Here is a 24,745-nt window from a genome sequence, read left to right on the forward strand (position 1 = left end):
CCGTTGCCTGCTACTCCTCAGCGAGGAGGGCGTACGCGGTGGCGACGAAGGAGTCGCGGGCGCGGAACCGGCGGGTGCACAGCGCGACCAGGGCCGTGCCGGCGTCGGGCCTGAAGCCGAGGAAGGCCTGCTGGCCGAGGGTCGCCCCGCTGTGGAAGTACATCGGTCCGCCGTTCGTGCGGTGCCGGAACCACGCCATCGTGTGCACGTGCCGGTGTCCAAGACCGCGGCGCAGCAGGGGCGTGCGCACCGCCCGCAGTGCGTCGGCCAGCGGGGAGCCGACCGGGTCGAGGTGGGCTTCGAGGAAGGTCAGCAGGTCGTGCGGGGTGGCGCGGACGGCACCGGCCGCCGGGAAGCCGCCCGCGTCGAAGGCGGCGGTGCGGGTGCGGCCGTCCTTGCCGTGTCCGACGGCGTCGGTCTTGGGGTCTTCCGGCCGCAGCGCGGTGCCGCTCAGGCCGAGCGGACGCAGTATGTGTGCGCCGAGCAGCTCGTCCCAGGCCGTGCCCGTGACCGCGGTGAGGGCGTGGCCGAGCACGGCTACGCCGAAGTTGGAGTACTCCCACCGTGTGCCGGGCCGGTGCCGGGGGCGGTGTCGCAGGAACGCCTGGGTCACGCGCTCGGCGGGATAGCGGCCGTAGGGGTTGGTGCGCCAGGCGGGAATCGCCCGCAGGTAGAAGTCGGCCGGCAGGGTGGGCAGTCCGGCGGTGTGCGTGATGAGGTGGGCGAGCGTCACCGGTGCCGGGTCGGTCCGCCGGGCCGGGTCCAGGCAGGCGGCGGCCGGCTCGCCGCCGGTCAGCAGGCCGCGCTGGATGAGCTGGGCCAGCAGCAGTCCGGTGAACGTCTTGGACGCCGACCCGATCTCGTACCGCAGGTCCTCCCGTGGGACCGGCGGGGGCGGGGCCGTGCCGCCGCAGTGCAGGGTGCGGTGACCGGCCCGGGAGACGGCGAAGACGGCGTCGGGCGCGTCGATGGCGTGGACGGCGCTCTCCAGCCGCTCCCGCACCGTGTCGTCGCTGCCGAGGGGGCCGCCCGTGCCGTCCTGGTCGATGTCGTCGGCGCCGCCCGGCCAGGGCGTGGAGCGGCCGGTCATGGGGTGGCGTGCGCCAGCTCGGTGAGGGCGCGGGAGGTGGCCAGCACGGATGCGAAGGCGGCGACCAGCGTCGGGTGGTAGACGAGGTCGAACACCTCGTCCGCGTCGCCCTCCGGCATCGTCCCGAAGGCGGGCATGGCACCGTCGGGCTGCTGTGCGGCGGCGAAGCCCTCCCATGCCCGTGCGTCCAGGGTGGGGCGGGGCAGACAGGCGTCGACGACGAGGAGTTCGCCGAGCAGGTCCCAGCGCTTCAGGTCCAGCCAGTCGTCGATCCAGACCGGCAGCCACATGGCAAGGTAGTCGGCGATGTCCGGGGGCAGGCCCTCGGGGTGCTCTCCCCAGTCGGTGAGGTGGAACACCGCGTGCGTGACGTCGTAGGCGATGTGCCCGCTGACCGTCCAGGGCTCGGGCGTGCGGGCCAGCCAGGTGGCGCCGACGAGGTCCGCCTCGGGCGGGCTGGGCGTGAGGCCGAAGCGGCGCTGGAACGCGGCCAGTCCGAGACGCCGGGTCGGGTCGAGTTCGAGGGCCGCCCAGCTGTCGAGCCGGTGGTAGAGGACGGTGGCCCGCTCCACCTCGGGTTCGCTGTACCCGAGTTCCTTGTACGGGAGGTACACCTCGAAGGGGATGGGCGAGAGCGGTTCGATGCGCTGGCCGCGCACCAGCATGCGACCGCCGTCCAGGGTGTGCCGCCAGGTGTGGTCCACGAGCTTGCGCGCCAGCTCGGCCTGCTGCGATCCGGCCACGCCCTCGCGGAACAACACCCGGCAGATCAGGGCCAGTTCGCCGACCGGTTTGAAGCGCTCCAGGAAGCCCACTTCCGGATCGACGTCGGGCTCCAGGCGGAATCCGTCGCGGTGGGCCCACAGCCACTCCAGGGCGCGGACGCCGACGGTGTGTATCAGACGGGTGTCGGTCATCCGGGCACTCCTTGTTCCCCGTACCGGTGGTGCGTATCGCCCTCGCCCGTAAGGCACTTGAGGGTCTGTGCCGCCGCGAACGCGGCCATCAAGGTGGAGTGGTAGCAGCGGCGGAAGTCCGGCTCCGGATCCGCTCCGGCGTCGCCCTGCGGGCCCTGCTCCGGGAGCGCGCCCGAGGCGTACTGCGCCCGCGCGATCCGCGGCCAGGCGTGCTGAAGGATCCCGGGGTCGGGCGGTGACGGGAGGCTCGCGGCGACGATCAGCAGCTCGCAACTGAGGTCCCACATCCCGGCGTCCAGGCAGGTGTCGAGCCAGGGGGGCAGCCAGTCGGCGAGGTAGGCGGCCAGGTCCGCGGGGACGCCCTCAGGGGTGCGGCCCCAGTCGGTGAGGTGGAAGACGACGTGGGTGAGCGCATACCCCGAGGAGCGCTCGAACGTCCATGGTTCCGGCAGTCCGCCCAGCCAGGTGCGGCGCAGTACCTGCGTGTCCTGTTCCGGCCGGTGGATGCCGCTGCGGTGCTCGGCCTTGAGGACGCCGAGCCGGCGGGTCGGTTCCTGCTCGGTCAGCCGCCAGCCCCGGGTGCGGGCCGTCGTGGCGGCGGCGGCCTCGTACCCGGAGTGCCGCAGTCCGGCCGCGGCGAAGACGGAGTAGACCTCCAGGGGGTACGTCGCGAAGGGTTCCAGCGCCTGGAGGCGCAGGAACAGTTCGCCCCGGCCGGTCTGCTGCCACGCGAACCGCAACAGGTCGGACGCGCACGCGTGGAGCGGGTCCGAGGGCGGAGTGTGCGCGCGTACGCTCGCGCAGGTCTGGGCCAGTTCCCCGAGTGGTTTCCAGGTCGCGTCCACGTGGCCGTCCGCGGTGAGCGCGTCCTCCCCCAGCGTGAAGTCGCCGCGGTGCGCGGACAGCCAGGCGAAGGCGCCCGCTGCCACTTCCCGGATCTCGCCGACGTCCATTGCCGTCATACGAGCGCTCCGGCGGCCCGTATGACGCGTGCCGCCTGTGCCTGGAGGGCCACACGGGGGTCCGTGCCGCCCATCAGTTCCACGAAGTCCAGCCCCGCCTCGAGACCGAGTGCGTCCGGTACGTCCTCGAGCAGGGTCAGCCAGCGTCCGGCACCGGCCGCCTGCTGCCAGTCCCTGCGGCGCACCGCCCGTACGAAGCCCCGGGCCACGTCGACCGTGCGGCGCCGGGCCGCGCGGGCCACCGCGCAGTCCTCGCCGGGCACCGCGAGCGGGGCCAGGACGGCGAGTTGGTGCGTCAGCACCTGCCAGGTCGCCTCGTCGAGCCAGCGGGCGTCCGGTTCCGCGGTCGCGTCCGCGCCGGGCGGTCCTGTCGGCGGCGGGTCGAGCCGCCGTAGCGTGCGACGCATGGCCCAGTGGCTCCACATGACGGTGGGAGCCGCGTCCGCGCGGGGCGGGAAGGCCTCCACGGTCTCCCGGAACACGGTGAGGGTCTCGGGGGCGGGCGGGGTGCGGAAGAGGACGTGCGGCAGCAGCAGGTCCGCTCCCAACACGCGTACGGCGGCGAGCGCGAGACTTCCCCCATGGCCGTCCACGGCCTCTGTGCCGGACACTCGCACGTGGTCCCCGCCACGCAGGGCGGAGACCACGTCCGACGCAACGTCCTGCACCGCGCCCTGCAAGAGGGTCGTAGCGCCTGACTGCTCCATTCAGCTGCTCCCGTTCCGCTCAGCCCTTCTTGGGGCGAGGGGTCGGCGGGGACAGCAGCAGCTTGGTGTCGGCGGACAGCAGCGCCAACGCGGCGCACTCGCGGCTGTCGCGGAAGACACCGTCGGGTTCCACGGGGTCGAGCGCCGCCTCGATGTCGATGCGGACGCCCGTGATGTCCTCGAACGCCTTGTCAGTGGAAGGCATATCACCATCTCCTCTGGGTTCACCCCCTCCACAACCCAGATCACCACAGAGTCACAGAGCACGCATCTTTTCCCAGACGTGGCAATACGTCACTTCTTCAACATTCCTGGCGCCTAGTCCTCCTCGGTGAGCCGGGCGACGTCCAGGACCGCGGGAGTTGCGTCGTACTCGCGCAGGATGTCGGCGATCAAGGTCGGCACGCGGCCTCGTTCGGCACTCGGGGCGTGGCCGAAGTCCACGGTGATCGTCCATGGCCCGTGGCCCGCGCCCGCCGGCGGGGAGATGTAGGACGGCGTCGGGAGGTCGCCGGTGGGCAGCGGGGTGGTGCTGCCCACCTCCCACAGGGCGTCCCAGACGCGGCGGACCGCGGGCTTGACGCGCTCGGGCGGAGCTTCGGCGGAGACGGTGATGCTGAGCGTGACGTCCGCGTAGTCGCGCAGCGCTTCGCCGAGTTGGGGGGTGATCTCTACGTCCTGGGGCATGGCGCGCTCCGATCGTTCCGTTCCGTCAGACGGGCACCGGGACGGGGACGGGGACGATCTCCGTCCAGTCGCCCGACGCGTCGAACCTCCAGACCTCCCCGCTGAAGACACGCAGTTCGTAACGGTCGTCCGGTACGGCGTGCAGGTCGGCGGCGAGGTCCTGCGGCCGCTCGAACCCGCCATCGCCGCGCCGGCGGAAGGTGAGCACCCGGCCGCAGGTGCCGTGGAGCAGGACCCGGTCCGGGGCCGGGAACTCCAGCCGGGCACCGTGGGAGTGGGTCCATCCCGGGCCGAGCCCGCTGTCCACCGCCTTGCGCGCGTTGTACGTCCGGCGCCAGGACAGCAACGGGTCCGCCATGGGCAGGTCGGTCTCGAGTCGTACGAAGTTGCCTGTCACGGTGTGAACCCGGTTCCCGGCGTACGCGTACCCCGGCTGCTCGCCGAAGAGTTCGTTCTCGTCGCGGGTGTAGAACGTCACGGCCGTGTACCTCTCCCCATCGCATTGCGGAAGCCGACGGACCACGCTGGCACACGAGGCGTGGGTGCTTCAGGAGGGGATTCGGTCAGGCTGTGGTGCGCGGGGCGGTGGGGGCGCGAGGAGGCGCGTGGTGGGTGAAGTCGTAGGAGGCGGCGAGGAGTTGAAAAGGCCCGCCTTGGGGGACCGGAGAACACGAACCCGCACCACCCCGACGGGCCCATGATCGCCGGCGAGTCGCGCTCGGCCGGCTGCATCGCGTACTCCCGATGTCCGTGGTGAGGATGCCGCCCCACCCTCGCCCGCGCGTCCGGGCGCGCGCCTCGGCCATAAGGTCGGCGTCAGCGGCAGGTCCCTCGGTCATTCGGCCGATCCCGCTACCGGGGGTTCGGCCTACGGTGATCGGCATGAACTCCGTTTCCGCCCAGGGCTGCGTCCGTGGCCTCGCCGTCGGTGTCCTGCTCGCCGCAGGTGTCGTCGACGTTCTCTTCGCGAGCGACGGAGCGAGCGTCCTGCCGACGGCGGGCCCCGTCTGGCCGACCCTGGCCGTGGTGCTCATCGGACTGGCCGCCGTGCTGTGGCCGGCCGGGCGGCGGCCCGAGTGGCTCACGCCGCAGGTCCGCACCGCGGTGCCCGCTCTCGCCTCGGCCCTCCTCACAGCCGCTTCGCTGCTGGTCCAGGGGGAGGTCATGCTCGGCCCGGGCGAGATCACGATCCTGCTGTGCCTGCTCTTCATCGCCGTACGGCACTGCCCGCCGCGCCGGGCCATGGTGTGCGGAACCCTCGACGCCGGCGCACTGCTCATCCTGCCGGTACGCGGTGACATGACGCTGAGCAGCGACGTGCTGGGCCTGCAGATCATCGGGCTGCTGCTGGTCGGCCTCGTCGCGGGGTTCGCGGGCTACCTGCGCTCGATGGACTACCGCCGCACCGTCGCCGTCAGCGACACCCGGCGCAGCGAACGCCTGGCCATCGCCGCCGACCTGCACGACTTCGTCGCCCACCACGTGACCGGCATTCTCGTGCAGACCCAGGTGGCCCGCATGATGGCGACCACCCAGCCGCAGGACCTGGACCCCGTCCTGGCCGGCATCGAACGCGCCGCGACCGAGGCCCTCGCCTCGATGCGCCGCACGGTCGGTGTGCTGCGGGACACCGGTCCGGAGGTCGCCGACCGCCGCCCGGTCGGCGACCTCGCGGGCATCGCGGAACTGATCGAGGGCTTCGCGACGCCGGGCCAGCAGGTCGTCCTGCACGGCGACCCCGCCCTGTCCTCCGGCGCCCTCCCCCACGAGGTGCAGGCCGCGGCCTTCCGGGTCGTACAGGAGGCCCTCACCAACATCCGCCGGCATGCCGCCGACGCCACGCACATCGAGGTCCGCCTGCGATTCGACACCGACACCGATCGCCTGGTGGTGTCGGTGACGGACGACGGCCGCGGCGGCACCCAACTCCCGGCAGCCGCCCACGGCGGCGGCTTCGGCCTCGTCGGCCTGAAGGAGCGCGTGACCGCGCTGGGCGGCGAACTGGATGCCGGGCCGCGGGGCGGCGTGGGGTGGGAGGTGCGGGCGGTGTTCTCGGCGGGGAGATCCTGAGGGACCGTGTGTCACCTCCGCCAGAACAGGTGGTGCGTCACCCCGCTCGGGCTGGGCACGACGTCCAGGTGGAACCGGTCGAGCAGTTCATCGGGGGACTCCCAGAGCCGAATTCCGGACCCGAGCTTCACCGGCGAGACCGCCACATGCATCGTGTCGACGAGGTCCGCGTCAAGGAACTGCCGAATGGTGGTGACCCCGCCGCCGAGTCGGACGTCCTTGCCCTGCGCCGCCTCCCGGGCCTGCTCCAGCACCGTGGCCGGGTCACCGTCCACGAAGTGGAACGTCGTGTCGGAGAGGCTGAACGACGGACGCGTGTGGTGAGTCATGACGAACACCGGCGTGCGGAACGGGGGCTCGTCCCCCCACCAGCCGCGCCACTCATGGTCGTGCCAGGGCCCGCGCTGGGGTCCGAACTTGTTGCGGCCCATGATCTCGGCGCCGATGTTGCATGCGAAGTCCCGAGTGAAGTAGTCGTCGAGGCCCCGGCTGCCCCCGGGGTCGGTGCGGTTGGGCCAGCTCGCCGTGGCACCGGCCCAGGAAAACAGCCTCGCGGCATCGGGGAGGCCGAACGGGCTCTCGAAGCTCTGGTCCACGCCGGCGCCTACCCCGTCACTCGAGACGTTGAAGTTCTGGACTCTCAGCAGCTGATCCATGCGCTCTCCTGTGCTGTCGCCGGGCAGGGCCTTCCCTGCCTCACCCCTGCGTCGAATGGGAGACGGCCGGATCGACAGTTTCCCGGAACAGCTGAGAAATTTCCGGGGTGGTCGCCATGTGCTCCGCCTACGGTGGCGCCATGAGCGATCACTCGGACACGCCTGTCACGCCCGTCGAGGCCTATGAACCCCCCTACTACGTGGCTGTCTTCACTACGGTGCGAACCCAGGACCAGAGCGGCTACAGCGAAACCAACGCACGCATGGAGGACCTGGTGAAGGACGTCCCCGGGTTCCTGGGGATGGACCACGCGCAGACCCCTGGCGGGCTGGGCATCACCGTCGGCTACTTCCGCGACGCCGACGCCCTCACGGAGTGGCGGAGCAACGCCGAGCACCGCGCGGCGCAAAAGCGCGGGCGAGCCGAGTGGTACCAGAGCTACACGCTGCATGTGGCGAAAGTGGAACGGAGCCACGGGTTCACGCGAGCGGAGGACCCGCAGAGCCCATAAGGTGCGGTCGAGTTGATGTTCGCATCGTTCATTCCACAGTGATCAAAGGGCCGGTCAACCATGCCGTACACGGTGTCGCAGGCGACGCTGCGCCGAACCGAGCGTTGGTTCGTCCGGCGAGGCGCACCCACGATGATCGAGGGCTACGGCTTCGTCGATCACGTGCTGCCCCGCATGCTGCCGTCGCTGGCCTTCGTAGCGCTGGCCAGCCTGGCCTGGCTCGTCCCGCTCAGGTCCGCAGGTTCGCAGGGATGGGTCCTCCTCGGTGGCGTCGCCGTGATGACGCTGGCCGCGTGGGGTACAAGTACCGTTTTCGTACGGCGGCTTCCCCGTTTCTCGCGCAGGACCGCCATCGCGATCCTCGGCGTGTACGCCACGATGCCGGTCGCGGTACCTCTGTTGCAGCTCGCCGTCGACGGAGCCGTCACTCCGCCGGGCGGCGACGTGGCCGGGCTGCTGGGTTTCGTGATCTTCTTCGCCGCCGCCTTCGTCGCCACCCTGGTCGCCACCACGTACGGCCTCGGCACGCTGTTGCGCCGGGCTGTGCGTCACTCGGTTTTCGATCTGCGCAACAGCGTGCACCTGTTGGGCCGGGCGCTGCCCGCGTTGCTCTTCGTCACGCTCTTCCTGTTCTTCACCGGCGAGTTGTGGCAGGCCATGAACCGGTTGGCGTGGTGGCGCGTCGGGCTCGTCGTCGTGCTGTTCGCCGCGATCACCGTGCTTGCCGCCGCTGCCCGCCTGCGCGATGAGATCGGCCGGGTCGAGCAGGACCTCAGCCTGCCCACTCTGTCGGCGGCGTGCCAGGGCACACCCTTGGCCGGAGTGCCGGCCGAACACCTGGCGTCCGACGATCACCTGCCCGCAATGCCGCTGAGCGCACGGCAGGAACGCAATCTGCTGCTGATGCTGGCCAGCCGCCAGCTCGTGCAGGCGGCGGTGGTCGGCTCGGCGCTGTTCGCCTTCTTCCTTGCCCTGGGCGTGCTGGTGGTCACGCCCGAGACGGCGGAACAGTGGATCGGCGAGAAACCCGAGACGTCTGTCCTCTTCCCCGTCATCCCGGTCGCGATGTTGCGGAACGCCACGCTCTTCGCCGCGTTCGGCAGCATGTACTTCGCGGTCACCTCCATGACGGACGCGGACCATCGACAGCAGTTCTTCGCGCCGATCATCGACGAGATCGAGCGTGTGCTCGCGGTGCACGCGGTGTACGTGGCTGTGCGTGAAACGGTCCCGGCAGCGGCGGTCCGGCTGCCCTGAGCCCATCGCCGTGCCCGCGGGCGATCAAGTCCACAGACTTTGTCACTCGATTGACTTTGTCACTCGACCTAGTCCACAGTGGTGCCATCACCGAGCCCCGGACAGAACAAGGCCCTCGCGATGAGCACCACCGCATCGGCCTTATCGGCGTTCCCGGCGCGCACGCACGTCCCGACACGACAGGAGTCATCCCATGACCGACATGATCGCCGTGGCCTACAACGACGAGGCCGCCGCCCAGCAGGTACTGGCCGAACTGCGCACCCTCAAGACCGAACGCTCCCTGCACCTCGCCGACGCGGTCCTCGTCACCCGCGACAAGGAGGGCAAGGTCAAGATTCACTCCTCGGACAACCCGGTGGTCGACGGTGCGGTCTCCGGCGCGATCTGGGGTGGCCTCATCGGACTGCTCATGCTCCAGCCGCTGCTGGGCGCCGCGATAGGCGCCGCCACCGGCAGCGTCACCGCGGCCGTATCCGAGGACGAGGACGACAACACCGCCTTCATCAACCAGCTCGGCCACCGCCTGCAGCCCGGCGGCGCCGCCGTGATCGCCCTGGTCATCGATGCCACCGAGGAAAAGGTGCTGCCCCGGATCGCCCCGTACGGCGGTGACCTCCTGCACACCTCACTGACCCTGGCCGAGGAGCAACGACTCAGCGCGGCGATCAACCCCCAGCCCGCCAGGACCGGCGAACCGACCGCCTGATCCCGCCCCGGGTGGCGGCACGCCGCTGCAGCTCGGGCTGTCCGCGCCGCCCCGCCTGGGCGACGCGGACAACTTCCCATACATCTGCGTGGCGCCGACGCCCGTGCGTCCAGGACGTCAGGTGGTGAGCTGCTGGTGTCCTATGACGGAGAGCAGTTCGAGTTTGCTGTGGCTCTCCGTGCCGGGGCGAGTGGTCAGTACCACCAGGGTCTGGGCGCGGTTCTCGGTGAACAGGAGCTGGGCGTCGACGTCGATGCGGCCGAGTTCGGGGTGGAGGATGGTCTTGCAGTCCTCGTAGCGTTGGGCGACCTCCTGAAGTTCCCACATGCGGACGAACTCCGGGCTGTGTTCCTGGAGTTCGGCGAGGATGCGGGCGGCTCGGGGGGTGTCGCTGCCGGCTGTCAGCGCGGCCCGCAGGCGTGCTGCCTGGGCGCGGCCGTGGCGTTCGCGGTTCTCCTCGGGAACCATCAGACGCTCGGCCGGGTCCATGAACCAGCGGTAGTAGCCGCTGCGGGCCAGACCGGTGTGGCGGGTCTGGTCGCCGAGCAGCGCGACGGCCAACGGGTTCATCGCGAGGGTGTCGACCAGGTCGGTCTGCACCATGGCCGGGGCGTCGTCCAGGCGGTCCAGGACCCGCATCAGCGTCGGGCTGACATGTTCCAAGCGGTGGAAGCGGGCCGGGGCGTTGTGGCCGATGAGGACGAAGAGGTGGTCGCGTTCGTCCAGGGTCAGCCGCAGTGCCTGGGCGAGAGCCGTGGTGATCTGGACGGAGGGCTGCGGAGCGCGCTGCTGTTCCAGCCGCGCGTAGTAGTCGGTGGACATGCCGGCGAGCTGCGCGACCTCCTCGCGGCGCAGCCCCTGCGTACGCCTGCGTGCCCCCTCGACCAGCCCGACGTCGCGGGGGCGCAGCGTCTCACGCCGGTGGCGCAGGAATTCCGCCAGTTCCTTCTTGTCCATGCCCCCATCCTCGCCGCATCCCGCCCGGCTATCCAGAGACCGCCGATCCATGGCTGAGCCCTCCTCTCCCACCCTCCTCTCTCCCACCCCCGCGAAGCCGCTCGCACCGCCGACGCCGAGGGCGCTCGCAGCGAGACGCGCCGCAGGGGCCGTCGATCTGGAAGACGGCCCGCCGCGACAGTCCCCCGTTGTCGGTCAGCTGCCGCTGATCATGGCGAGGACGTCGTCGTAGGAGCCGCTGGCCACCGCGTCGCGGATGAACCTGGCGCGCTCGACGACAAGCTCCTTCGCGTCGGGCTTCTCGCGCAGCAGGTCGAGGGTCTCGGTGAGGAAGTCGTCCAACGGCATGGATTCGTCGCTGTCCTGCTGGCCCATCAGGGTCGTGCGCACGCCCGGCGGGACCACCTCGATCACCTGGACGCCGGCGTCGGCACCGGCGAGCTGGATGCGCAGGCTCTCGGAGAAGGAGTGCAGCGCGGCCTTGGTCGCGCTGTAGGCCGGGGTGACCGGGTACGGGACGAACGCCAGCGACGAGGTGACGTTCATGACGACCGCGTCGTCCTTGCCCACCAGCAGCGGCAGGAAGGCGTACGTCATCCGGATCGTGCCGAGCAGATTGACCGTGACGTGATCCTCGGCGACCGGGAGTCCGGCCGGGTCGAGGAGATTCTCCCGCAGCATGATGCCGGCGTTGTTGACCAGGACGTTCAGCCCCGGGTGGCTCGCCGCCACGGTCTCACGGGCCCGGGCGATCGAGTCGGGGTCCGCCACATCGAGGACGAGCGCGTCGATGCCCGGGTGCTCGGCCGTGATCTCGTCGAGGAGTTCCTTGCGCCGGCCGGCGACGACCACCTTGTTGCCGGCCTCGTGCAGGCGCAGAGCCAGGCCGAGCCCGATGCCCGAGGTTCCGCCGGTGATCAGGATCGTGTTGCCGGTCATCTTCATGGGGTCGCGCTCCTTCGTTACGGCGGGCCGGTGAGCGCCCGCAGCCTCGACCGTAAGAGCGCCCGCGCAGGGGCGGGAGAGGAAGGTTTATCCATGGATCGGCGGTCCCTGACTGGGGCATAGAAGACGCCACAGCCGGTCAGCGCCTCCAGACCGGGCGCCGCGAGCCACCGGTTGGAGACCCCGGCGCAACTCCCCAGGTCAGCAAACCCCCAGCTCAGCCCCAGGCCCCCACCGGCACGAACGAGCTGTCCTGGCGGAAGAGGTCCGTACCGTTCGAGCGTTCCACGCGTAGTTGGTAGCCGTAGTGGCGCAGGTAGTGGCCCGGGTAGTTGTAGGACTCGAAGCGCAGCGCGCCGCCGCTCGTGCCGGTGCGGGCGATGAAGGTGGCGTCTCTGGCAAAAGTGGTCGTGCCGTCGTGGGCGTCGAAGCGGGCGCGGAAGTCGTAGTGGCGCAGGTAGTTGCCGGACGCGTCGCGGAAGGAGTAGGCGTTGGCGTCGGCCAGGCCGGCGACCACCGAGAAGGTGGCGGCCTGCTTCTCCGCCGTCGTGCTGGAGCTGCTGACCACGGGGAGGTTGAGCAGGGAGGACTGGGTCTGCCAGTAGCGGGTGGGGTAGTTGGCGGACTGGAAGGAGCGGGTGATGCCCTTGGCCAGGGCCGGGCCGCCGGAGACCGTCTCCCTGATCACCGTGAAGTGGCGGGCCGTTCCGGATACGGCGGGGAGTCCGGCCGGGGCGGACCAGGTGGCGAAGGTGTCGTAGCTGTCGCTGTAGTAGTACGTGCCGTCGCCGTAGCCGTCGAAGAAGATGCGCCAGCCGCCGTTGTCGAGCTGCACCAGCGCCGGGCCCTCCCGGTAGCTGCCCCAGCCTGCCCAGTTGCCGGTCCGGCGGATGGTGTAGGGGCCGGTGAGGCTCGACGCGGTGCCGTACTCGATGTACTTCGTCGTCTCGTTCTTCGTGAACGCGTGATAGGTCGAGCCGGTCTTCACGATGAACGTGTCGATGTGGTTGGCGCCGATGCCCGACAGGGCCACCGGTGAACTCCACGCCGTGAGCGCCGAGTTGGTCGCCCTCAGCAGATACGGCGTGAAGATCCACTCGTCGTTCGTCGTCGAGCAGGACACGATCACGTTCACGCTGCCGTCGCTGTCGACGAACCACTCCGGCGCCCAGGCACGGGACAGGTTGGCGATCGGGACCGTGTAGTCGTACAGGAAGGTCCAGTTGACGCGGTCGGAGCTGCGGGCGAAGCCGATGGTGGTGCTGGTGTCCTGCCAGGTGTGCGTGGTGTAGGTGATGTAGTAGTAGCCGTTCGTGTGTCTGAAGATGCTCGCGTCACGGATGCGGTTGCTCGGCGGGGTGTACGCGGAGGGCCGGGCCAGGCGGAAGTCGGTCGCGTCGTCCGACGTGTATACGTTCACCGTGCCGTCGTTGCTGTTGAGGAACGGCACGATCGTGTAGCGGGTGGCCGATCCGCTCGGCGGTGCGGCGGCCACGGCCGTGCCGAGCAGGCCGGGCACTTCGCCCAGTACGAGTGCCGTGGCGGGCAGGGCGGCCATCGCGCGCAGCAGGGTACGGCGGGACGGCGTGGGGGGACGTGTGGCGGTCACGGGCGGCTCTCCCTAAGACACTCGGCAAGGCACTCGGCCCGCGAACACGGGCGTACGAAATACCGAACGAAGTTCGGCAAGTCGATCAGAAGGTAAGGGTGGGGTGGAGGGCCGTCAATGCTTTGGACATGACCTGGTGACGCCTGTGTGACATCCGGGAAGCGCCTGTCCGGCCAGGGACGTTCCGTCACCGCCCCGCGGACGTTACCGTTCGGTAGACAACGTCCTTCCGGAGGTGTCCGTATGACGCTCGACCGTGCCGCAGGCCTCGCGGACTCCGCCCGTGCGCTGGCCGACGGGGAGGTGACGTCCCGGGCCATGGTGACCGAGGCCCTGGCACGGATCGAGGCGAGCCAGGGATCGCTGAACGCCTTCCGGATCGTACGGGCCGAGGCCGCGCTCGCCGAGGCGGACGCCGCCGACAAGGAACTGGCGTCCGGGGTGCGCCGGCCGCTGCTCGGGGTGCCGGTGGCCGTGAAGGACGACATGGACGTGGCGGGGGAACCGACCGCGTTCGGGTGTCCGGGCGAGTTCCCGCCCGTGGCGGAGGACGGTGAGGCGGTACGGCGGCTGCGCGCGGCCGGAGCCGTGATCGTCGGCAAGACCAACACCTGCGAGCTGGGTCAGTGGCCGTTCACCGAGGGACCGTCCTTCGGCGCGACCCGCAATCCATGGCACCCGGAGCACACCCCGGGCGGCTCGTCCGGCGGTTCGGCCGCCGCGGTCGCCGCGGGTCTGGTGCCGGCCGCGCTCGGTTCGGACGGCGCCGGTTCGGTGCGGATTCCGGCGTCCTGGACCCATCTGATCGGCATCAAGCCGCAGCGCGGGCGCATCTCCACCTGGCCGCGCGGCGAGTCGTTCCAGGGCATCACCGTCAACGGCACCCTCGCCCGCACGGTCGCCGACGCCGCCCTGCTCCTCGACGCGGCGAGCGGCAACCACACACAGGACCCGCACCGGCCGCCCGCCCTGAACATGTCCGAGGCGGTGGGGCGCGACCCCGGACGGCTGCGTATCGCGCTCTCCCTGAAGCCGCCGTTCACCGCCCTGCCCGCCCGACTGCTGCCGGAGGTGCGGGCCCGGGTCGTCGAACTCGCCGAGAAACTGGGCCGGTTGGGGCACACCGTCGAGGAGGCCGACCCGCCGTACGGGCAGATCGGCCTGACCTTCGTCCCCCGCGCGACCGTCGGGCTCGCCGAGCGCGTCCGCGACGTGCCCTTCCCCGACCTCCTCGACCGGCGCACCCGGGACGCCGCACGCCTCGGCAGACTGCTGGGCGGGCCCCCGCTGCGTGCCGCACGGCGGGCCGAGGCCGTCCTGCACCGCCGTATCGGCGCCTTCTTCGAGTCGTACGACGTGATCCTCGCGCCCACGACGGCCGCTCCCCCGCCGCGCATCGGCTCGATGCTGAACCTCGGCGGCCTGGCCACCGACCGCGCCATGATCGCCGCCTGCCCGTACGCCTGGCCGTGGAACGTGCTGGGCTGGCCCGGCGTCAACGTCCCCGCGGGCTTCGCGCCCGGCGGACTGCCGGTCGGCGCGCAACTCCTCGGACCGGCGAACAGCGAGCCCCTGCTGGTGTCCCTGGCCGCCCAGTTGGAGGCGGACCTGCGCTGGCACGAGCTGTGGCCACCGCAGCAGGCCACCGCCGATTCCCCGGCGGCGTAAGGGCGTTCGGCCCATAACGCCGTGACCTTGGAGCCCGTACGCTGTGACGATGGACGATGCGTCGATGGTCGGGCTCATGGGGCGGGTCACCGGGACGATCGGGCCCGGGCTGGTCGGCGAGGTGATCGTCCGGGTGCGCGGGGGCGCCGAGCACTTCCTGGCCTATCCCGCCTCCGGGGCGGACCGCATCGAGAGCGGCACGGTGGTGATGGTCGTGGAGTACCTGCCGCCGAGAACCGTCTACGTCCAGGCGGCATACGACAGTTGAGCCCGCACCGGCGCAGGTGGGAGCCGTATGCGTCAAGGTTGTGACAAGGATCCTCCAGTGTCTTCACCCCGGCCCTGGACAGGCGCACACTCCCCTTCATTCGGTGCCTAAAGGGCACCATGCAAAGGGGGCGTATGCCGATGGTTGTCGGCGTCGTTGCGGGGGTGGCGCTTGTCGCCGTCCTCGCCGTGATCGGTCTGTTCAAGCTGATGTGGCGGGTCGCGGAACCGAACGAGGCACTGATCATCTCCGGGTCCAAACACCGGACCGAGGGCCTTGAGGAGGGCATGGGATTCCGCATCGTCACCGGGCGCGGCACGCTGGTGCTGCCCGGTGTGCAGGCGGTGCGCAAGCTGTCGCTCGACCTGAACGAGACCGAACTGTCCGTGGACTGCGTGACCCACCAGGGCATTCCGCTCAAGGTGCGCGGCGTGGTCATCTTCAAGGTGGGCGACGACTTCGTGTCGATCGCCAACGCCGGCCGCCGCTTCCTGGACCAGCAGAAGCTGATGGCGGAGCGGGTGCACAACGTGTTCGCCGGTCATCTGCGGTCCATCGTGGGCGGGTTGACCGTCGAGGACATGATCCGGGACCGGGAGAAACTGACCGGGCAGACCCGGGCCGCGTGCGGTACCGAGATGGAGAAGCTGGGCCTGATCGTCGACTCGTTGCAGATCCATGAGATCGAGGATCCGACCGGGTACATCAAGAATCTCGCCATGCCGCACGCCGCCGCCGTGCAGCGGGACGCGCGCATCGCGCAGGCCGAGGCGAACCGGCGAGCCACCGAGGCCGAGCAGCAGGCCGCGGCCCGGATGTCGGAGGCCACCCGGGACAGCGAGATCCTTCAGGCCGGTTACCAGGCCGAGCGGGACAAGGCCGCGGCGAAGGCCCGTCAGGCGGGTCCGCTCGCCGATGCCGCGTCCCGCCAGGAAGTCGTCGTCCAGGAGACGCGGGTCGCCGAGCTGGAGGCGCAACGGCGTGAGCAGCAGCTCCAGGTGGACGTCCGTAAGCCCGCGGATGCGCAGGCGTACGAGAAGCGGACGCTGGCGGAGGCGGAACGCGACGCGCGCATCTCGGCCGCGCAGGCCAAGGCGAAGGAGACGGAGCTGGCGGCTGCCGCCGAGGCGACCCGGGTGAAGACGGCCGCGGGCGCCGAGGCCGAGGCGACGAAGGCGCGGGGCGCCGCTGCCGCCACGGCGACGAGGGCCACCGGTGAGGCGGAGGCCGCCGCGGCCCAGGCCAAGGGCCTCGCGGTCGCCGAGGCGACCCGGGCGAAGGGCCTCGCCGAGGCGGAGACCATCAAGGCGCGGGCCGCCGCGCTCGCGGAGAACCAGGAGGCTGTGGTCGCCCAGCAACTCGCCGAGAACTGGCCGGAGATCGTGAAGGCGGGAGCCAGCGCCTTCGGCAGTGTCGACAACATGGTGGTGCTCAACGGCGCCGACGGTATGGCCGACATGCTGGCCAAGGCACTCACGATGGGCGGCACGGGGCTGGGGCTGGCCCGGCAACTGCTGGCGTCCATGAACCAGAACGGGCAGAGCCCGAACGGGACGTCGACGCTGGGCGGGCCGGCGACACCGCCTGTGCAGCAGGTGCCGGTGGAGAAGGACGGTAACTGAACGACTGCGGGCCCTCGTTGCCGGGGGCCCGCAGTCACCCTCTACTGTGAGCCGGGTGAGCGCACCCACCGATGACATCCCCGGCCGCTACGGTCCCACCGCCACCACCGAGGCCGACCCCCGTGAGGTCGGCCGCGTGCGCACCGAGTACTCGCCCGCGCACGACGGCGACCCCGATCCCGGGGAGATCGTGTGGACGTGGGTGCCCTTCGAGGAGAACGACGGGCGGGGCAAGGACCGGCCGGTTCTCGTGGTCGCCCGTGAGGCCGCCGGGACGTTTCTCGCCGTGCAGTTGTCCAGCAAGCGGCATGACGGCGACCGGGAGTGGGTGCCGATCGGGAACGGGCCGTGGGACAAGTCGGGGCGCGACTCGTGGGTCGACGTCGACCGGGTGCTGCGGCTGCACGAGGAGGGCATGCGGCGGGAGGCGTGCGCGCTGGACCGGATGAGGTTCAACCTCGTGGTGCACCGGCTGCGGCTGCGCTACGGCTGGAGCTGACGCTCCGGAAACGCCCGTACGAACGCTTCGCGCACCACGGCTCCCGGGGTGCGGTCCAGTACCCCGAACACCACGTGCTCGAAGCATCCGGCGAACCGGCCCTCGACCAGCAGCCCCCGAAACGCTCCCGCCACCTGCGCCGGATCGTTGCGGAACACACCGCAGCCCCAGGCGCCCAGCACCAGTCGCCGGTAGCCGTTCGCCACGGCCGTCTCCAGCACCCGCTCGGCCCGCACGGCCAGGGCCCGCGGCAGCTCTTGCACGCGCTCCGGCACCGTGCGCAGGACCACCCCGGCGTTCGGTGCCGCCGCCGTCAGGAATCCGGCGGTGTAGGGCTCGTCCAGCAGGTGGCCGCGGTCGTCGCGGAAGACGGGTACGGCCGGTGAGTGAATGACACGGTCCGTGTAGAACGGGTCACGGTGGGCGCGGTGGTGGTCGTAGAACTCCCGCACCCCGACCAGGCACGTGTACAGCGCGGAGGCCCGGCACAGTGCCTCCTCCTGGGCCTGCGCGCCGTTGAGGAAACCGCCGCCGGGGTTGCGGGCCGAGGCGAAGTTCAGGACGGCCGCTCCGGAGCCGAGCCGACGGGCGGCCTCCAGGCTGCTCTCGCCGGTGACCTCGAAGAACGGGTCGGATGAAGGCGGCGGAGTCACCGGCACCGGGTCCGGGCCGTACATCCGCGTGCCGGACCGCGCGGCCTCGATCGCCGCCGCGAGGGACACCTCGCTGCCGTCGGAGGCGCGGTAGGCGCCGGCCGCGACGATCTGCTCGGTCTCCCGCGCGATGCCACGGAGGCGCGCGCTCATGGCGCCACCCCCGTGGGTGTCATGACCGCGCGCCCCGCGCGCTCCCCCGTCGTGCTCATGCACGCATCGTGAGCGATGCTGGTCATGCGGTGCAACAGAGTTTTCCGCCCCCGGAAACGCTCGGACAAGCACCCGGGACGCGGAGGTTACGGGTCCCGAACGTGCCGGTACGCACCCTTGTGCGAAGCGACGCGAGGGTCTTGGGTGGATCGGGTGTGCCGCCTCCGGCCTACCTGGAAGCCGGGTCGGCGGCATGGTGGAATCTCAGGAGGATCCCGACATGTCCGATTCGGCAAGTGGTTGTACGAAGCCTCGTACATCCATCTCCGAAGCCGAGGTCGAAGCGCTCGTCCGCGGCATCTGCTTCAAGACCGGCCCGCCCCGCACCCTCGGGGTCGAAGTGGAATGGCTCGTCCACGAGCTGCGGACACCGCAGCTGCCCGTGACACCCGAACGACTCGCAGCGGCCTACGCCGCACTGCGTACCGTGCCCCTGAGGTCGGCGCTCACCGTCGAACCCGGCGGCCAGCTGGAGCTCAGCTCGCAGCCCGCCACCTCCCTGATGGAGTGCATCGGTACCGTCTCCGCCGACCTCGACGCCGTCCGTACGGTGCTCGCCGGGAGCGATCTCGGCCTCGTCGGCGTCGGCCAGGATCCCTGGCACTCGCCCCGCCGGTTCCTCCACGAACCGCGCTACGAAGCCATGGAGACCTATTTCGACCGCACCGGCCCGGCCGGCCGCGCCATGATGTGCACCTCGGCATCGGTGCAGGTCTGCCTGGACGCGGGATACGAGGAGCCCGGCCCCCTCGGGCACGGGCGGCGCTGGTGGCTGGCGCATCAGCTGGGCGCGGTGCTCCTTGCCGCGTTCGCCAACTCCCCGCTCGCCGCACGGCAGCCCACCGGCTGGCGCTCCAGCCGACAGCTGCAGTGGGTCGAGATCGGCGCGGGCCGCGCGGGCGCGCCCCCGCTGGACGGGGACCCGCGTGCCGCCTGGGCCCGGCATGTGCTGGACGCGCCGGTGATGTGCGTACGGCAGGACGGCGGCCCCTGGGACGTCCCGGACGGGCTGACCTTCCGGGAGTGGACCAGATCGGCCGCGCCACGGCCGCCGACCCATGAGGATCTCGACTACCACATCACGACCCTGTTCCCGCCGGTCAGACCCCGCGGCCATCTCGAACTGCGCATGATCGACGCGCAGCCCGGCGACGACGGGTGGATCGTGCCGCTCGCCGTGACGACGGCCCTCTTCGACGACGCGGAGGCCGCCGAGACCGCCTACCGGACCGTGAAACCGCTGGCCGAGCGCGCCCTGGCGCTGCCCGCGCCGCACAATCCGCTCTGGCTCGACGCGGCCCGGCACGGGCTGTCCGACCCCGAGTTGCACGAGGCGGCGGTCGCCTGCTTCACGGCCGCGCTGGACGCCCTGCCCCGGCTCGGCGCCACCACCCAGGTCATGGACGCCGTCCGGGCGTACCAGGACCGCTATGTCATCAAGGGCCGCTGTCCAGCCGACGACTTCCTGGACGGGCTGAACGGCACGAGCCTCCCCCAGTCTCGGCTTCGCTCGACCGGGGGGACCCCCACCTCACACGGGCCCTCACACGGGAAGGACATCCGCACATGACCGCCCCCGAAGAAGACAAGCTCCGGGAGCAGGCGCTGGCCACGCTCACCACGGCCCGCGACCGCACCACGCTCCTCACCTCCTGTGTCGAGGACCCCGACCTCACCGCGCAGCACTCGCCGCTGATGTCCCCGCTGGTGTGGGACCTCGCCCACATCGGCAACCAGGAGGAGCAGTGGCTGCTGCGGACCGTCGCCGGGCGGGAGGCGATGCGGCCCGAGATCGACGGCCTGTACGACGCCTTCGAGCACCCGCGCGCGGAGCGCCCCTCGCTGCCGCTGCTGCCGCCCGACGAGGCCCGGCGGTACGCGTCGGAGGTGCGCGGCCGGGTCATGGACGTGCTGGAGAGCACCGCGTTCCACGGGACGCGGCTCACGGAGGCCGGGTTCGCCTTCGGGATGATCGCGCAGCACGAACAGCAGCACGACGAGACGATGCTGATCACCCATCAGCTCCGCAAGGGCCCGCAGGCGCTCACCGCCCCGGACCCGGACCCGGTCCCGCTGTTCACCGGTCCGGCCGAAGTCCTCGTCCCCGGCGGCCCGTTCACCATGGGCACCTCCACCGAACCCTGGGCACTGGACAACGAACGTCCCGCGCACCGGCGTGAGGTGGCGCCCTTCTACATCGACACGACGCCGGTGACGAACGGCGCCTACCAGGCGTTCATCGAGGACGGCGGCTACGACGCCCCGCGCTGGTGGACGTCCGAGGGCTGGGCGCACATCCGCAAGAACTCCGTCACCGCGCCGCTGTACTGGAACCGCGACGGCAAGCAGTGGCTGCGCCGCCGCTTCGGCGTGACCGAGGTCGTACCGCCCGACGAGCCGGTGCTGCACGTGTGCTGGTACGAGGCCGACGCCTACGCCCGCTGGGCCGGGCGCCGGCTGCCCACCGAGGCGGAGTGGGAGAAGGCCGCCCGGCACGACCCGGCCGGCGACCGCTCGATGCGCTACCCCTGGGGCGACGCCGACCCCGCGCCGGAACACGCCAACCTCGGCCAGCGGCACCTCCGCCCGGCCCCGGCGGGCAGCTATCCGGAGGGCGAATCGCCGCTCGGCGTACGGCAGTTGATCGGTGACGTGTGGGAGTGGACGGCGAGCGACTTCCTGCCGTACCCGGGGTTCCAGGCGTTCCCGTACAAGGAGTACTCGGAGGTGTTCTTCGGCCCCGAGTACAAGGTGCTGCGCGGCGGTGCGTTCGCCGTGGACGCGGTCGCGTGCCGTGGCACCTTCCGCAACTGGGACTATCCGATCCGGCGGCAGATCTTCTCCGGCTTCCGCACGGCCCGCTCGGGGGACGTCTGATGTGCCGTCATCTGGCATACGTCGGACCGCTGTTGCCGGTGCGAAGACTTCTGGTGGAGCCGCCGCACGGCCTGTACCAGCAGTCGTGGGCGCCCCGGCGGCAGCGGTACGGCACCGTCAACGCCGATGGTTTCGGCGTCGGTTGGTACGCGGAGGGTGACCCGGTCCCGGCGCGTTACCGCCGCGCCGGGCCCATCTGGGCGGACCTGTCCTTCGCGGACCTCGCCCGGGTCGTCCGGACGACGGCTCTGCTCGCCGCCGTACGGGACGCGACCGAGGCGGGGGCGGACGGGGAGGCCGCGGCGGCACCATTCTCCGCGGACCGGTGGCTGTTCAGCCACAACGGCGCCGTCAAGGGCTGGCCCGGCTCGCTCGCCACGCTCGCCCGGCAACTGCCCGCGGCGGACCTGCTGTCCCTGGAGGCCCGCTGCGACTCGGCACTGGTCTGGGCACTGGTGCTGAACCGGCTGCGCACCGGCGACGACGCGGGCCAGGCGCTCGCCGACACGGTCACGGAGGTCGCCGCGGCGGCCCCCGGCTCCCGGCTCAACCTGCTCCTCACGGACGGCGCGACGATCGCCGCGACGGCCTGGGGCGACACCCTCTGGTACCTCCCGGGCCCCGGCACGGTCGTGGCCTCCGAGCCCTACGACGACGACCCGCGCTGGCAGGAGGTCCCCGACCGCACCCTCCTCACGGCGAGCCGCACCGACGTGCTGCTCACCCCGCTCAAGGACCCCACCGGCGACCTGGCAACGGCACCACCGAAGGAGCCCCGTACGTGAGCCCGTTCCACCTCACCCGCACCCTGCCCGAGGACGCCACCGAGGCCGCCCTGCGCGCCGACGTCCTGCACGGCCTGACCCGCACACCCAAAACACTGCCGCCGAAGTGGTTCTACGACGCCCGCGGCAGCGAACTCTTCGAGCAAATCACCGAGTTGCCCGAGTACTACCCGACGCGCGCCGAACGGGAGATCCTGATCACCCGGGCCGATGAGATCGCCGCCGCGACCCACGCCCGCACGCTGGTCGAACTCGGCTCCGGCTCCTCCGAGAAGACCCGCTACCTCATCGACGCGCTCACCGACCTGCACACGTACATCCCGGTCGACGTCAGCGACAGCGCCCTCACCCAGGCCGGGCACGCCCTCATCGAGGAGCGGCCGGGGCTGAGCGTGCACGCGCTGATCGCCGACTTCACCGCCCGGGTGGAGCTGCCGGACACGCCGGGCCCGCGGCTGCTGGCCTTCCTCGGCGGCACGATCGGCAATCTGCTGCCGTCGGAACGTGCGACCTTCTTCGCCTCGATCCGTGCCCTGCTCTCCCCCGGCGACGCGCTGCTGCTCGGCACGGACCTGGTCAAGGACGAGCAGGTCCTGGTGCGGGCGTACGACGACGCGGCCGGGGTGACGGCCGCGTTCAACAAGAACGTACTGACCGTCGTCAACCGTGAGTTGGGCGCCGACTTCGATCCCGACGCGTTCGAGCACGTGGCGCTCTGGGACACCGCGAACGAATGGATCGAGATGCGGCTGCGCTCCCGTACCGCGCAGACCGTGAAGGTGCCGGCGCTCGATCTCGCCATCGATTTCGCGGTGGGCGAGGAACTGCGCACGGAGGTGTCGGCGAAGTTCCGGAAGGAGGGCGTGCGCGCCGAGCTGTCCGCGGCGGGGCTCGATCTGGCCCACTGGTGGACGGACGGCGAGGGCCGGTTCGCGCTGTCGCTGAGCGTGGTGCGCTGATGTTCTGACGTTCACCCACGCAGCTGGGGCAGGTGCCGTGTTGGGCACCTGCCCCACTTTTATGTCCGGAATTTCTTCGAAACATTCGAAGGTCTACTCTCGGCCACTGCCCCTCTTTTGCGCACATCAGCAGATATCCGCTGTACAACACAACGAATGTTTCGTGATCAATGCCGAAACTATTGACGCTTGACAGAGACAGGCCAACACTGATGGACCAAAACCCGGCCCCGGCCAACGAGGAGGAAACCCGCACATGAACATCGCATCCGCACACCCGATGAACCGCAGGGCCGCCTGCGGGCTGCTGCTGGGCACCACGGCGGCGCTGGCACTGCCCGGCACCGCCCGCGCCGCCACGGTCATCACCACCAACCAGGAGGGCACCAACAACGGCTTCTACTACTCGTTCTGGACCGACGCGCAGGGCACGGTCTCCATGACCCTGAACAACGGCGGCAACTACAGCACCAGCTGGCGCAACACCGGGAACTTCGTCGCCGGCAAGGGCTGGAGCAACGGATCGCGCAGGACCGTGAGCTACTCGGGCAGCTTCAACCCGTCCGGCAACGCCTACCTGACGCTGTACGGATGGACGTCGAGTCCGCTCGTCGAGTACTACATCGTCGACAACTGGGGCACCTACCGGCCCACGGGAACGTACAAGGGCACCGTCAACAGCGACGGCGGTACGTACGACATCTACCAGACGACGCGGTACAACGCGCCCTCCGTCGAAGGCACCAGGACCTTCAACCAGTACTGGAGCGTGCGGCAGCAGAAGCGGACGGGCGGCACGATCACCACCGGCAACCACTTCGACGCCTGGGGCCGCGCCGGGATGCCCCTCGGCAGTTTCAGGTACTACATGATCATGGCGACGGAGGGATACCAGAGCAGCGGGAGCTCCAACATCACGGTGGCCGGATGAGCACCACACCGGGTGTCCCGTTACGCCCCCTGACGACGACCCTGGCCGCCGTCGCGCTGGCCGCCACGGGCACTCTCACCGTCCACGCCACTCCGGCGCAGGCCGCCGCCTGCAACGGATACGTCGGACTCACCTTCGACGACGGCCCCTCCGGCACCACACCCGCCCTGCTCAACGCACTGCGGCAGAACGGGCTGCGGGCCACGATGTTCAACGAGGGCCAACGCGCAGCCGCCAACCCGGCACAGGTGAAGGCCCAGGTCACCGCGGGCATGTGGGTCGGCAACCACAGCTACACCCACCCGCACCTGACCCAGCTCAGCCAGGCCCAGATCGACTCGGAGATCTCCCGGACCCAGCAGGCCATCGCCGTCGCGGGCGGCGGTACGCCGAAACTGTTCCGCCCGCCCTACGGCGAGACCAACTCGACGGTGAAGGCGGTCGAGGCCAAGTACGGGCTCACGGAGATCCTCTGGGACGTGGACTCGCAGGACTGGAACGGCGCCGGCACCGACGCGATCGTGGCGGCCGCCGGCCGGCTCACCAACGGCCAGGTCATCCTCATGCACGACTGGTCCGCCAACTCGGTCGCCGCGATCCCGCGCATCGCACAGGGGTTGGCCGCCCGCAATCTGTGCGCCGGCATGATCTCCCCGCAGACCGGCCGCGCCGTGTCCCCCACGGCGGCAACAGCAGCACCGAACTGATCCCGCACACCCGACGCACACTCCGTGGCGCGGTGGCCCATGGCCGCCGCGCCACACCACGTCCTACGCGGCCACGAACTGATGCCGCTCGGACGTGTCGCGCTCCGCCGCGCCTTGGGGCACGGTGGAGTGACGTGTGACGCAGGTGTCACGGCGGAGAGGAGCACCCGCATGACCAACCACATCTACCGGGTCACCGAGATCGTCGGCACCTCGCCCGACGGTGTCGACCAGGCCGTCCGCAACGGCATCACCCGCGCCTCGCAGACCCTGCACAACCTGGACTGGTTCGAGGTGACCCAGGTGAGGGGCCAGATCGAGGAGGGGCAGATCGCGCACTGGCAGGTCGGCCTGAAGGTGGGGTTCCGGCTGGACGAGCCGGGCTGAGGTTCGGACACCGACGCTCAGGTCCGCCCCTCCCGTTCCTGCGCCACCTTCAGCGCGGCGGAAGGGGCGGTCCAGCGCGCCCGTACGACGGTGAACCC

The 24,745-nt window shown here is 70.8% G+C and carries 27 protein-coding genes; 15 read left to right on the forward strand and 12 right to left on the reverse strand.

The window, feature by feature from the left end; translation table 11 throughout:
• Positions 1-10 precede the first annotated feature (10 nt).
• The 7 genes from ACTWQO_RS13530 to ACTWQO_RS13560 form a co-directional block, all read right to left on the reverse strand.
• Positions 11-1,090 (reverse strand): serine hydrolase domain-containing protein, encoded by a 1,080-nt coding sequence (locus ACTWQO_RS13530; RefSeq protein WP_443237517.1) that lies wholly within the window; start codon positions 1,088-1,090, stop codon positions 11-13.
• A complete protein-coding gene (locus tag ACTWQO_RS13535) occupies positions 1,087-2,007 on the reverse strand; it encodes a DUF6895 family protein (RefSeq protein WP_443237518.1) in 921 nt (306 codons plus the stop codon). Before ACTWQO_RS13535 ends, ACTWQO_RS13530 begins: the two co-directional genes overlap by 4 nt.
• Positions 2,004-2,969: a DUF6895 family protein gene (locus ACTWQO_RS13540; RefSeq protein WP_443237519.1), complete on the reverse strand. Its 966-nt coding sequence runs from the start codon at positions 2,967-2,969 to the stop codon at positions 2,004-2,006. Before ACTWQO_RS13540 ends, ACTWQO_RS13535 begins: the two co-directional genes overlap by 4 nt.
• Complete coding sequence (locus tag ACTWQO_RS13545) at positions 2,966-3,676, reverse strand: hypothetical protein (RefSeq protein ID WP_443237520.1); 711 nt, start codon at positions 3,674-3,676, stop codon at positions 2,966-2,968. Before ACTWQO_RS13545 ends, ACTWQO_RS13540 begins: the two co-directional genes overlap by 4 nt.
• Before the next feature lie 19 nt (positions 3,677-3,695).
• Entirely contained in the window at positions 3,696-3,881 is a 186-nt protein-coding gene (locus ACTWQO_RS13550; RefSeq protein ID WP_443237521.1) for a hypothetical protein, read from the reverse strand.
• Between the two features lie 113 nt (positions 3,882-3,994).
• Complete coding sequence (locus ACTWQO_RS13555) at positions 3,995-4,363, reverse strand: hypothetical protein (protein WP_443237522.1); 369 nt, start codon at positions 4,361-4,363, stop codon at positions 3,995-3,997.
• A 25-nt stretch (positions 4,364-4,388) separates the two neighbouring features.
• Positions 4,389-4,841: a DUF6531 domain-containing protein gene (locus ACTWQO_RS13560; RefSeq protein WP_443237523.1), complete on the reverse strand. Its 453-nt coding sequence runs from the start codon at positions 4,839-4,841 to the stop codon at positions 4,389-4,391.
• Between the two features lie 404 nt (positions 4,842-5,245).
• Between ACTWQO_RS13560 and ACTWQO_RS13565 the strand changes: the two genes are divergently transcribed.
• On the forward strand, positions 5,246-6,433 hold the full coding sequence (locus tag ACTWQO_RS13565) for a sensor histidine kinase (protein ID WP_443237524.1): 1,188 nt from the start codon (positions 5,246-5,248) through the stop codon (positions 6,431-6,433).
• Positions 6,434-6,444: 11 nt separating this feature from the next.
• Here the strand turns inward: ACTWQO_RS13565 and ACTWQO_RS13570 are convergent, their stop codons facing one another.
• On the reverse strand, positions 6,445-7,089 hold the full coding sequence (locus ACTWQO_RS13570) for a dihydrofolate reductase family protein (RefSeq protein ID WP_443237525.1): 645 nt from the start codon (positions 7,087-7,089) through the stop codon (positions 6,445-6,447).
• Positions 7,090-7,229: 140 nt separating this feature from the next.
• Here ACTWQO_RS13570 and ACTWQO_RS13575 point away from each other — a divergent pair, with 140 nt between their 5' ends.
• The 3 genes from ACTWQO_RS13575 to ACTWQO_RS13585 all read left to right on the forward strand — a co-directional run bounded on the left by ACTWQO_RS13575 (position 7,230) and on the right by ACTWQO_RS13585 (position 9,567).
• Complete coding sequence (locus tag ACTWQO_RS13575; protein ID WP_443237526.1) at positions 7,230-7,601, forward strand: antibiotic biosynthesis monooxygenase family protein; 372 nt, start codon at positions 7,230-7,232, stop codon at positions 7,599-7,601.
• A gap of 60 nt (positions 7,602-7,661) precedes the next feature.
• Positions 7,662-8,858, forward strand: coding sequence for a hypothetical protein (locus ACTWQO_RS13580; RefSeq protein ID WP_443237527.1), 1,197 nt, complete (start codon positions 7,662-7,664; stop codon positions 8,856-8,858).
• A gap of 193 nt (positions 8,859-9,051) precedes the next feature.
• On the forward strand, positions 9,052-9,567 hold the full coding sequence (locus ACTWQO_RS13585; protein WP_443237528.1) for a DUF1269 domain-containing protein: 516 nt from the start codon (positions 9,052-9,054) through the stop codon (positions 9,565-9,567).
• 117 nt (positions 9,568-9,684) lie between these two features.
• Here ACTWQO_RS13585 and ACTWQO_RS13590 read toward each other — a convergent pair whose 3' ends face one another.
• The 3 genes from ACTWQO_RS13590 to ACTWQO_RS13600 form a co-directional block, all read right to left on the reverse strand.
• A complete protein-coding gene (locus ACTWQO_RS13590) occupies positions 9,685-10,524 on the reverse strand; it encodes a helix-turn-helix transcriptional regulator (protein ID WP_443237529.1) in 840 nt (279 codons plus the stop codon).
• Between the two features lie 195 nt (positions 10,525-10,719).
• Positions 10,720-11,469: an SDR family oxidoreductase gene (locus tag ACTWQO_RS13595; RefSeq protein WP_443237530.1), complete on the reverse strand. Its 750-nt coding sequence runs from the start codon at positions 11,467-11,469 to the stop codon at positions 10,720-10,722.
• Between the two features lie 217 nt (positions 11,470-11,686).
• Complete coding sequence (locus tag ACTWQO_RS13600; protein WP_443237548.1) at positions 11,687-13,027, reverse strand: glycoside hydrolase family 43 protein; 1,341 nt, start codon at positions 13,025-13,027, stop codon at positions 11,687-11,689.
• A gap of 294 nt (positions 13,028-13,321) precedes the next feature.
• Here ACTWQO_RS13600 and ACTWQO_RS13605 point away from each other — a divergent pair, with 294 nt between their 5' ends.
• The 4 genes from ACTWQO_RS13605 (at position 13,322) to ACTWQO_RS13620 (ending at position 17,135) form a co-directional block, all read left to right on the forward strand.
• Positions 13,322-14,746, forward strand: a complete 1,425-nt coding sequence (locus tag ACTWQO_RS13605; RefSeq protein ID WP_443237531.1) for an amidase — start codon at positions 13,322-13,324, stop codon at positions 14,744-14,746.
• A gap of 49 nt (positions 14,747-14,795) precedes the next feature.
• Positions 14,796-15,014 (forward strand): hypothetical protein, encoded by a 219-nt coding sequence (locus ACTWQO_RS13610; protein WP_443237532.1) that lies wholly within the window; start codon positions 14,796-14,798, stop codon positions 15,012-15,014.
• 134 nt (positions 15,015-15,148) lie between these two features.
• Positions 15,149-16,636, forward strand: coding sequence for a flotillin family protein (locus tag ACTWQO_RS13615; protein WP_443237533.1), 1,488 nt, complete (start codon positions 15,149-15,151; stop codon positions 16,634-16,636).
• Positions 16,637-16,691: 55 nt separating this feature from the next.
• Complete coding sequence (locus ACTWQO_RS13620; protein WP_443237534.1) at positions 16,692-17,135, forward strand: type II toxin-antitoxin system PemK/MazF family toxin; 444 nt, start codon at positions 16,692-16,694, stop codon at positions 17,133-17,135.
• Here the strand turns inward: ACTWQO_RS13620 and ACTWQO_RS13625 are convergent.
• Positions 17,120-17,941, reverse strand: a complete 822-nt coding sequence (locus ACTWQO_RS13625; RefSeq protein ID WP_443237535.1) for a TIGR02452 family protein — start codon at positions 17,939-17,941, stop codon at positions 17,120-17,122. The genes ACTWQO_RS13620 and ACTWQO_RS13625 overlap by 16 nt on opposite strands.
• A 280-nt stretch (positions 17,942-18,221) precedes the next feature.
• Here ACTWQO_RS13625 and egtA point away from each other — a divergent pair, with 280 nt between their 5' ends.
• The 7 genes from egtA (at position 18,222) to ACTWQO_RS13660 (ending at position 24,647) form a co-directional block, all read left to right on the forward strand.
• On the forward strand, positions 18,222-19,571 hold the full coding sequence (gene egtA / locus ACTWQO_RS13630) for an ergothioneine biosynthesis glutamate--cysteine ligase EgtA (protein ID WP_443237536.1): 1,350 nt from the start codon (positions 18,222-18,224) through the stop codon (positions 19,569-19,571).
• Positions 19,568-20,878, forward strand: coding sequence for an ergothioneine biosynthesis protein EgtB (gene egtB / locus ACTWQO_RS13635; protein ID WP_443237537.1), 1,311 nt, complete (start codon positions 19,568-19,570; stop codon positions 20,876-20,878). Before egtA ends, egtB begins: the two co-directional genes overlap by 4 nt.
• Positions 20,878-21,663, forward strand: coding sequence for an ergothioneine biosynthesis protein EgtC (gene egtC, locus ACTWQO_RS13640; protein WP_443237538.1), 786 nt, complete (start codon positions 20,878-20,880; stop codon positions 21,661-21,663). Before egtB ends, egtC begins: the two co-directional genes overlap by 1 nt.
• A complete protein-coding gene (gene egtD, locus ACTWQO_RS13645) occupies positions 21,660-22,622 on the forward strand; it encodes an L-histidine N(alpha)-methyltransferase (protein ID WP_443237539.1) in 963 nt (320 codons plus the stop codon). Before egtC ends, egtD begins: the two co-directional genes overlap by 4 nt.
• A 280-nt stretch (positions 22,623-22,902) precedes the next feature.
• Positions 22,903-23,553: a glycoside hydrolase family 11 protein gene (locus tag ACTWQO_RS13650; RefSeq protein ID WP_443237549.1), complete on the forward strand. Its 651-nt coding sequence runs from the start codon at positions 22,903-22,905 to the stop codon at positions 23,551-23,553.
• On the forward strand, positions 23,550-24,260 hold the full coding sequence (locus ACTWQO_RS13655; protein WP_443237540.1) for a polysaccharide deacetylase family protein: 711 nt from the start codon (positions 23,550-23,552) through the stop codon (positions 24,258-24,260). Before ACTWQO_RS13650 ends, ACTWQO_RS13655 begins: the two co-directional genes overlap by 4 nt.
• A 171-nt stretch (positions 24,261-24,431) precedes the next feature.
• Positions 24,432-24,647, forward strand: coding sequence for a dodecin (locus ACTWQO_RS13660; protein ID WP_301986271.1), 216 nt, complete (start codon positions 24,432-24,434; stop codon positions 24,645-24,647).
• The last annotated feature ends 98 nt before the right edge of the window (positions 24,648-24,745 follow it).

Origin of the sequence: Streptomyces sp. 4N124 (assembly GCF_052245395.1) — a bacterium.
GTDB lineage: Bacteria > Actinomycetota > Actinomycetes > Streptomycetales > Streptomycetaceae > Streptomyces.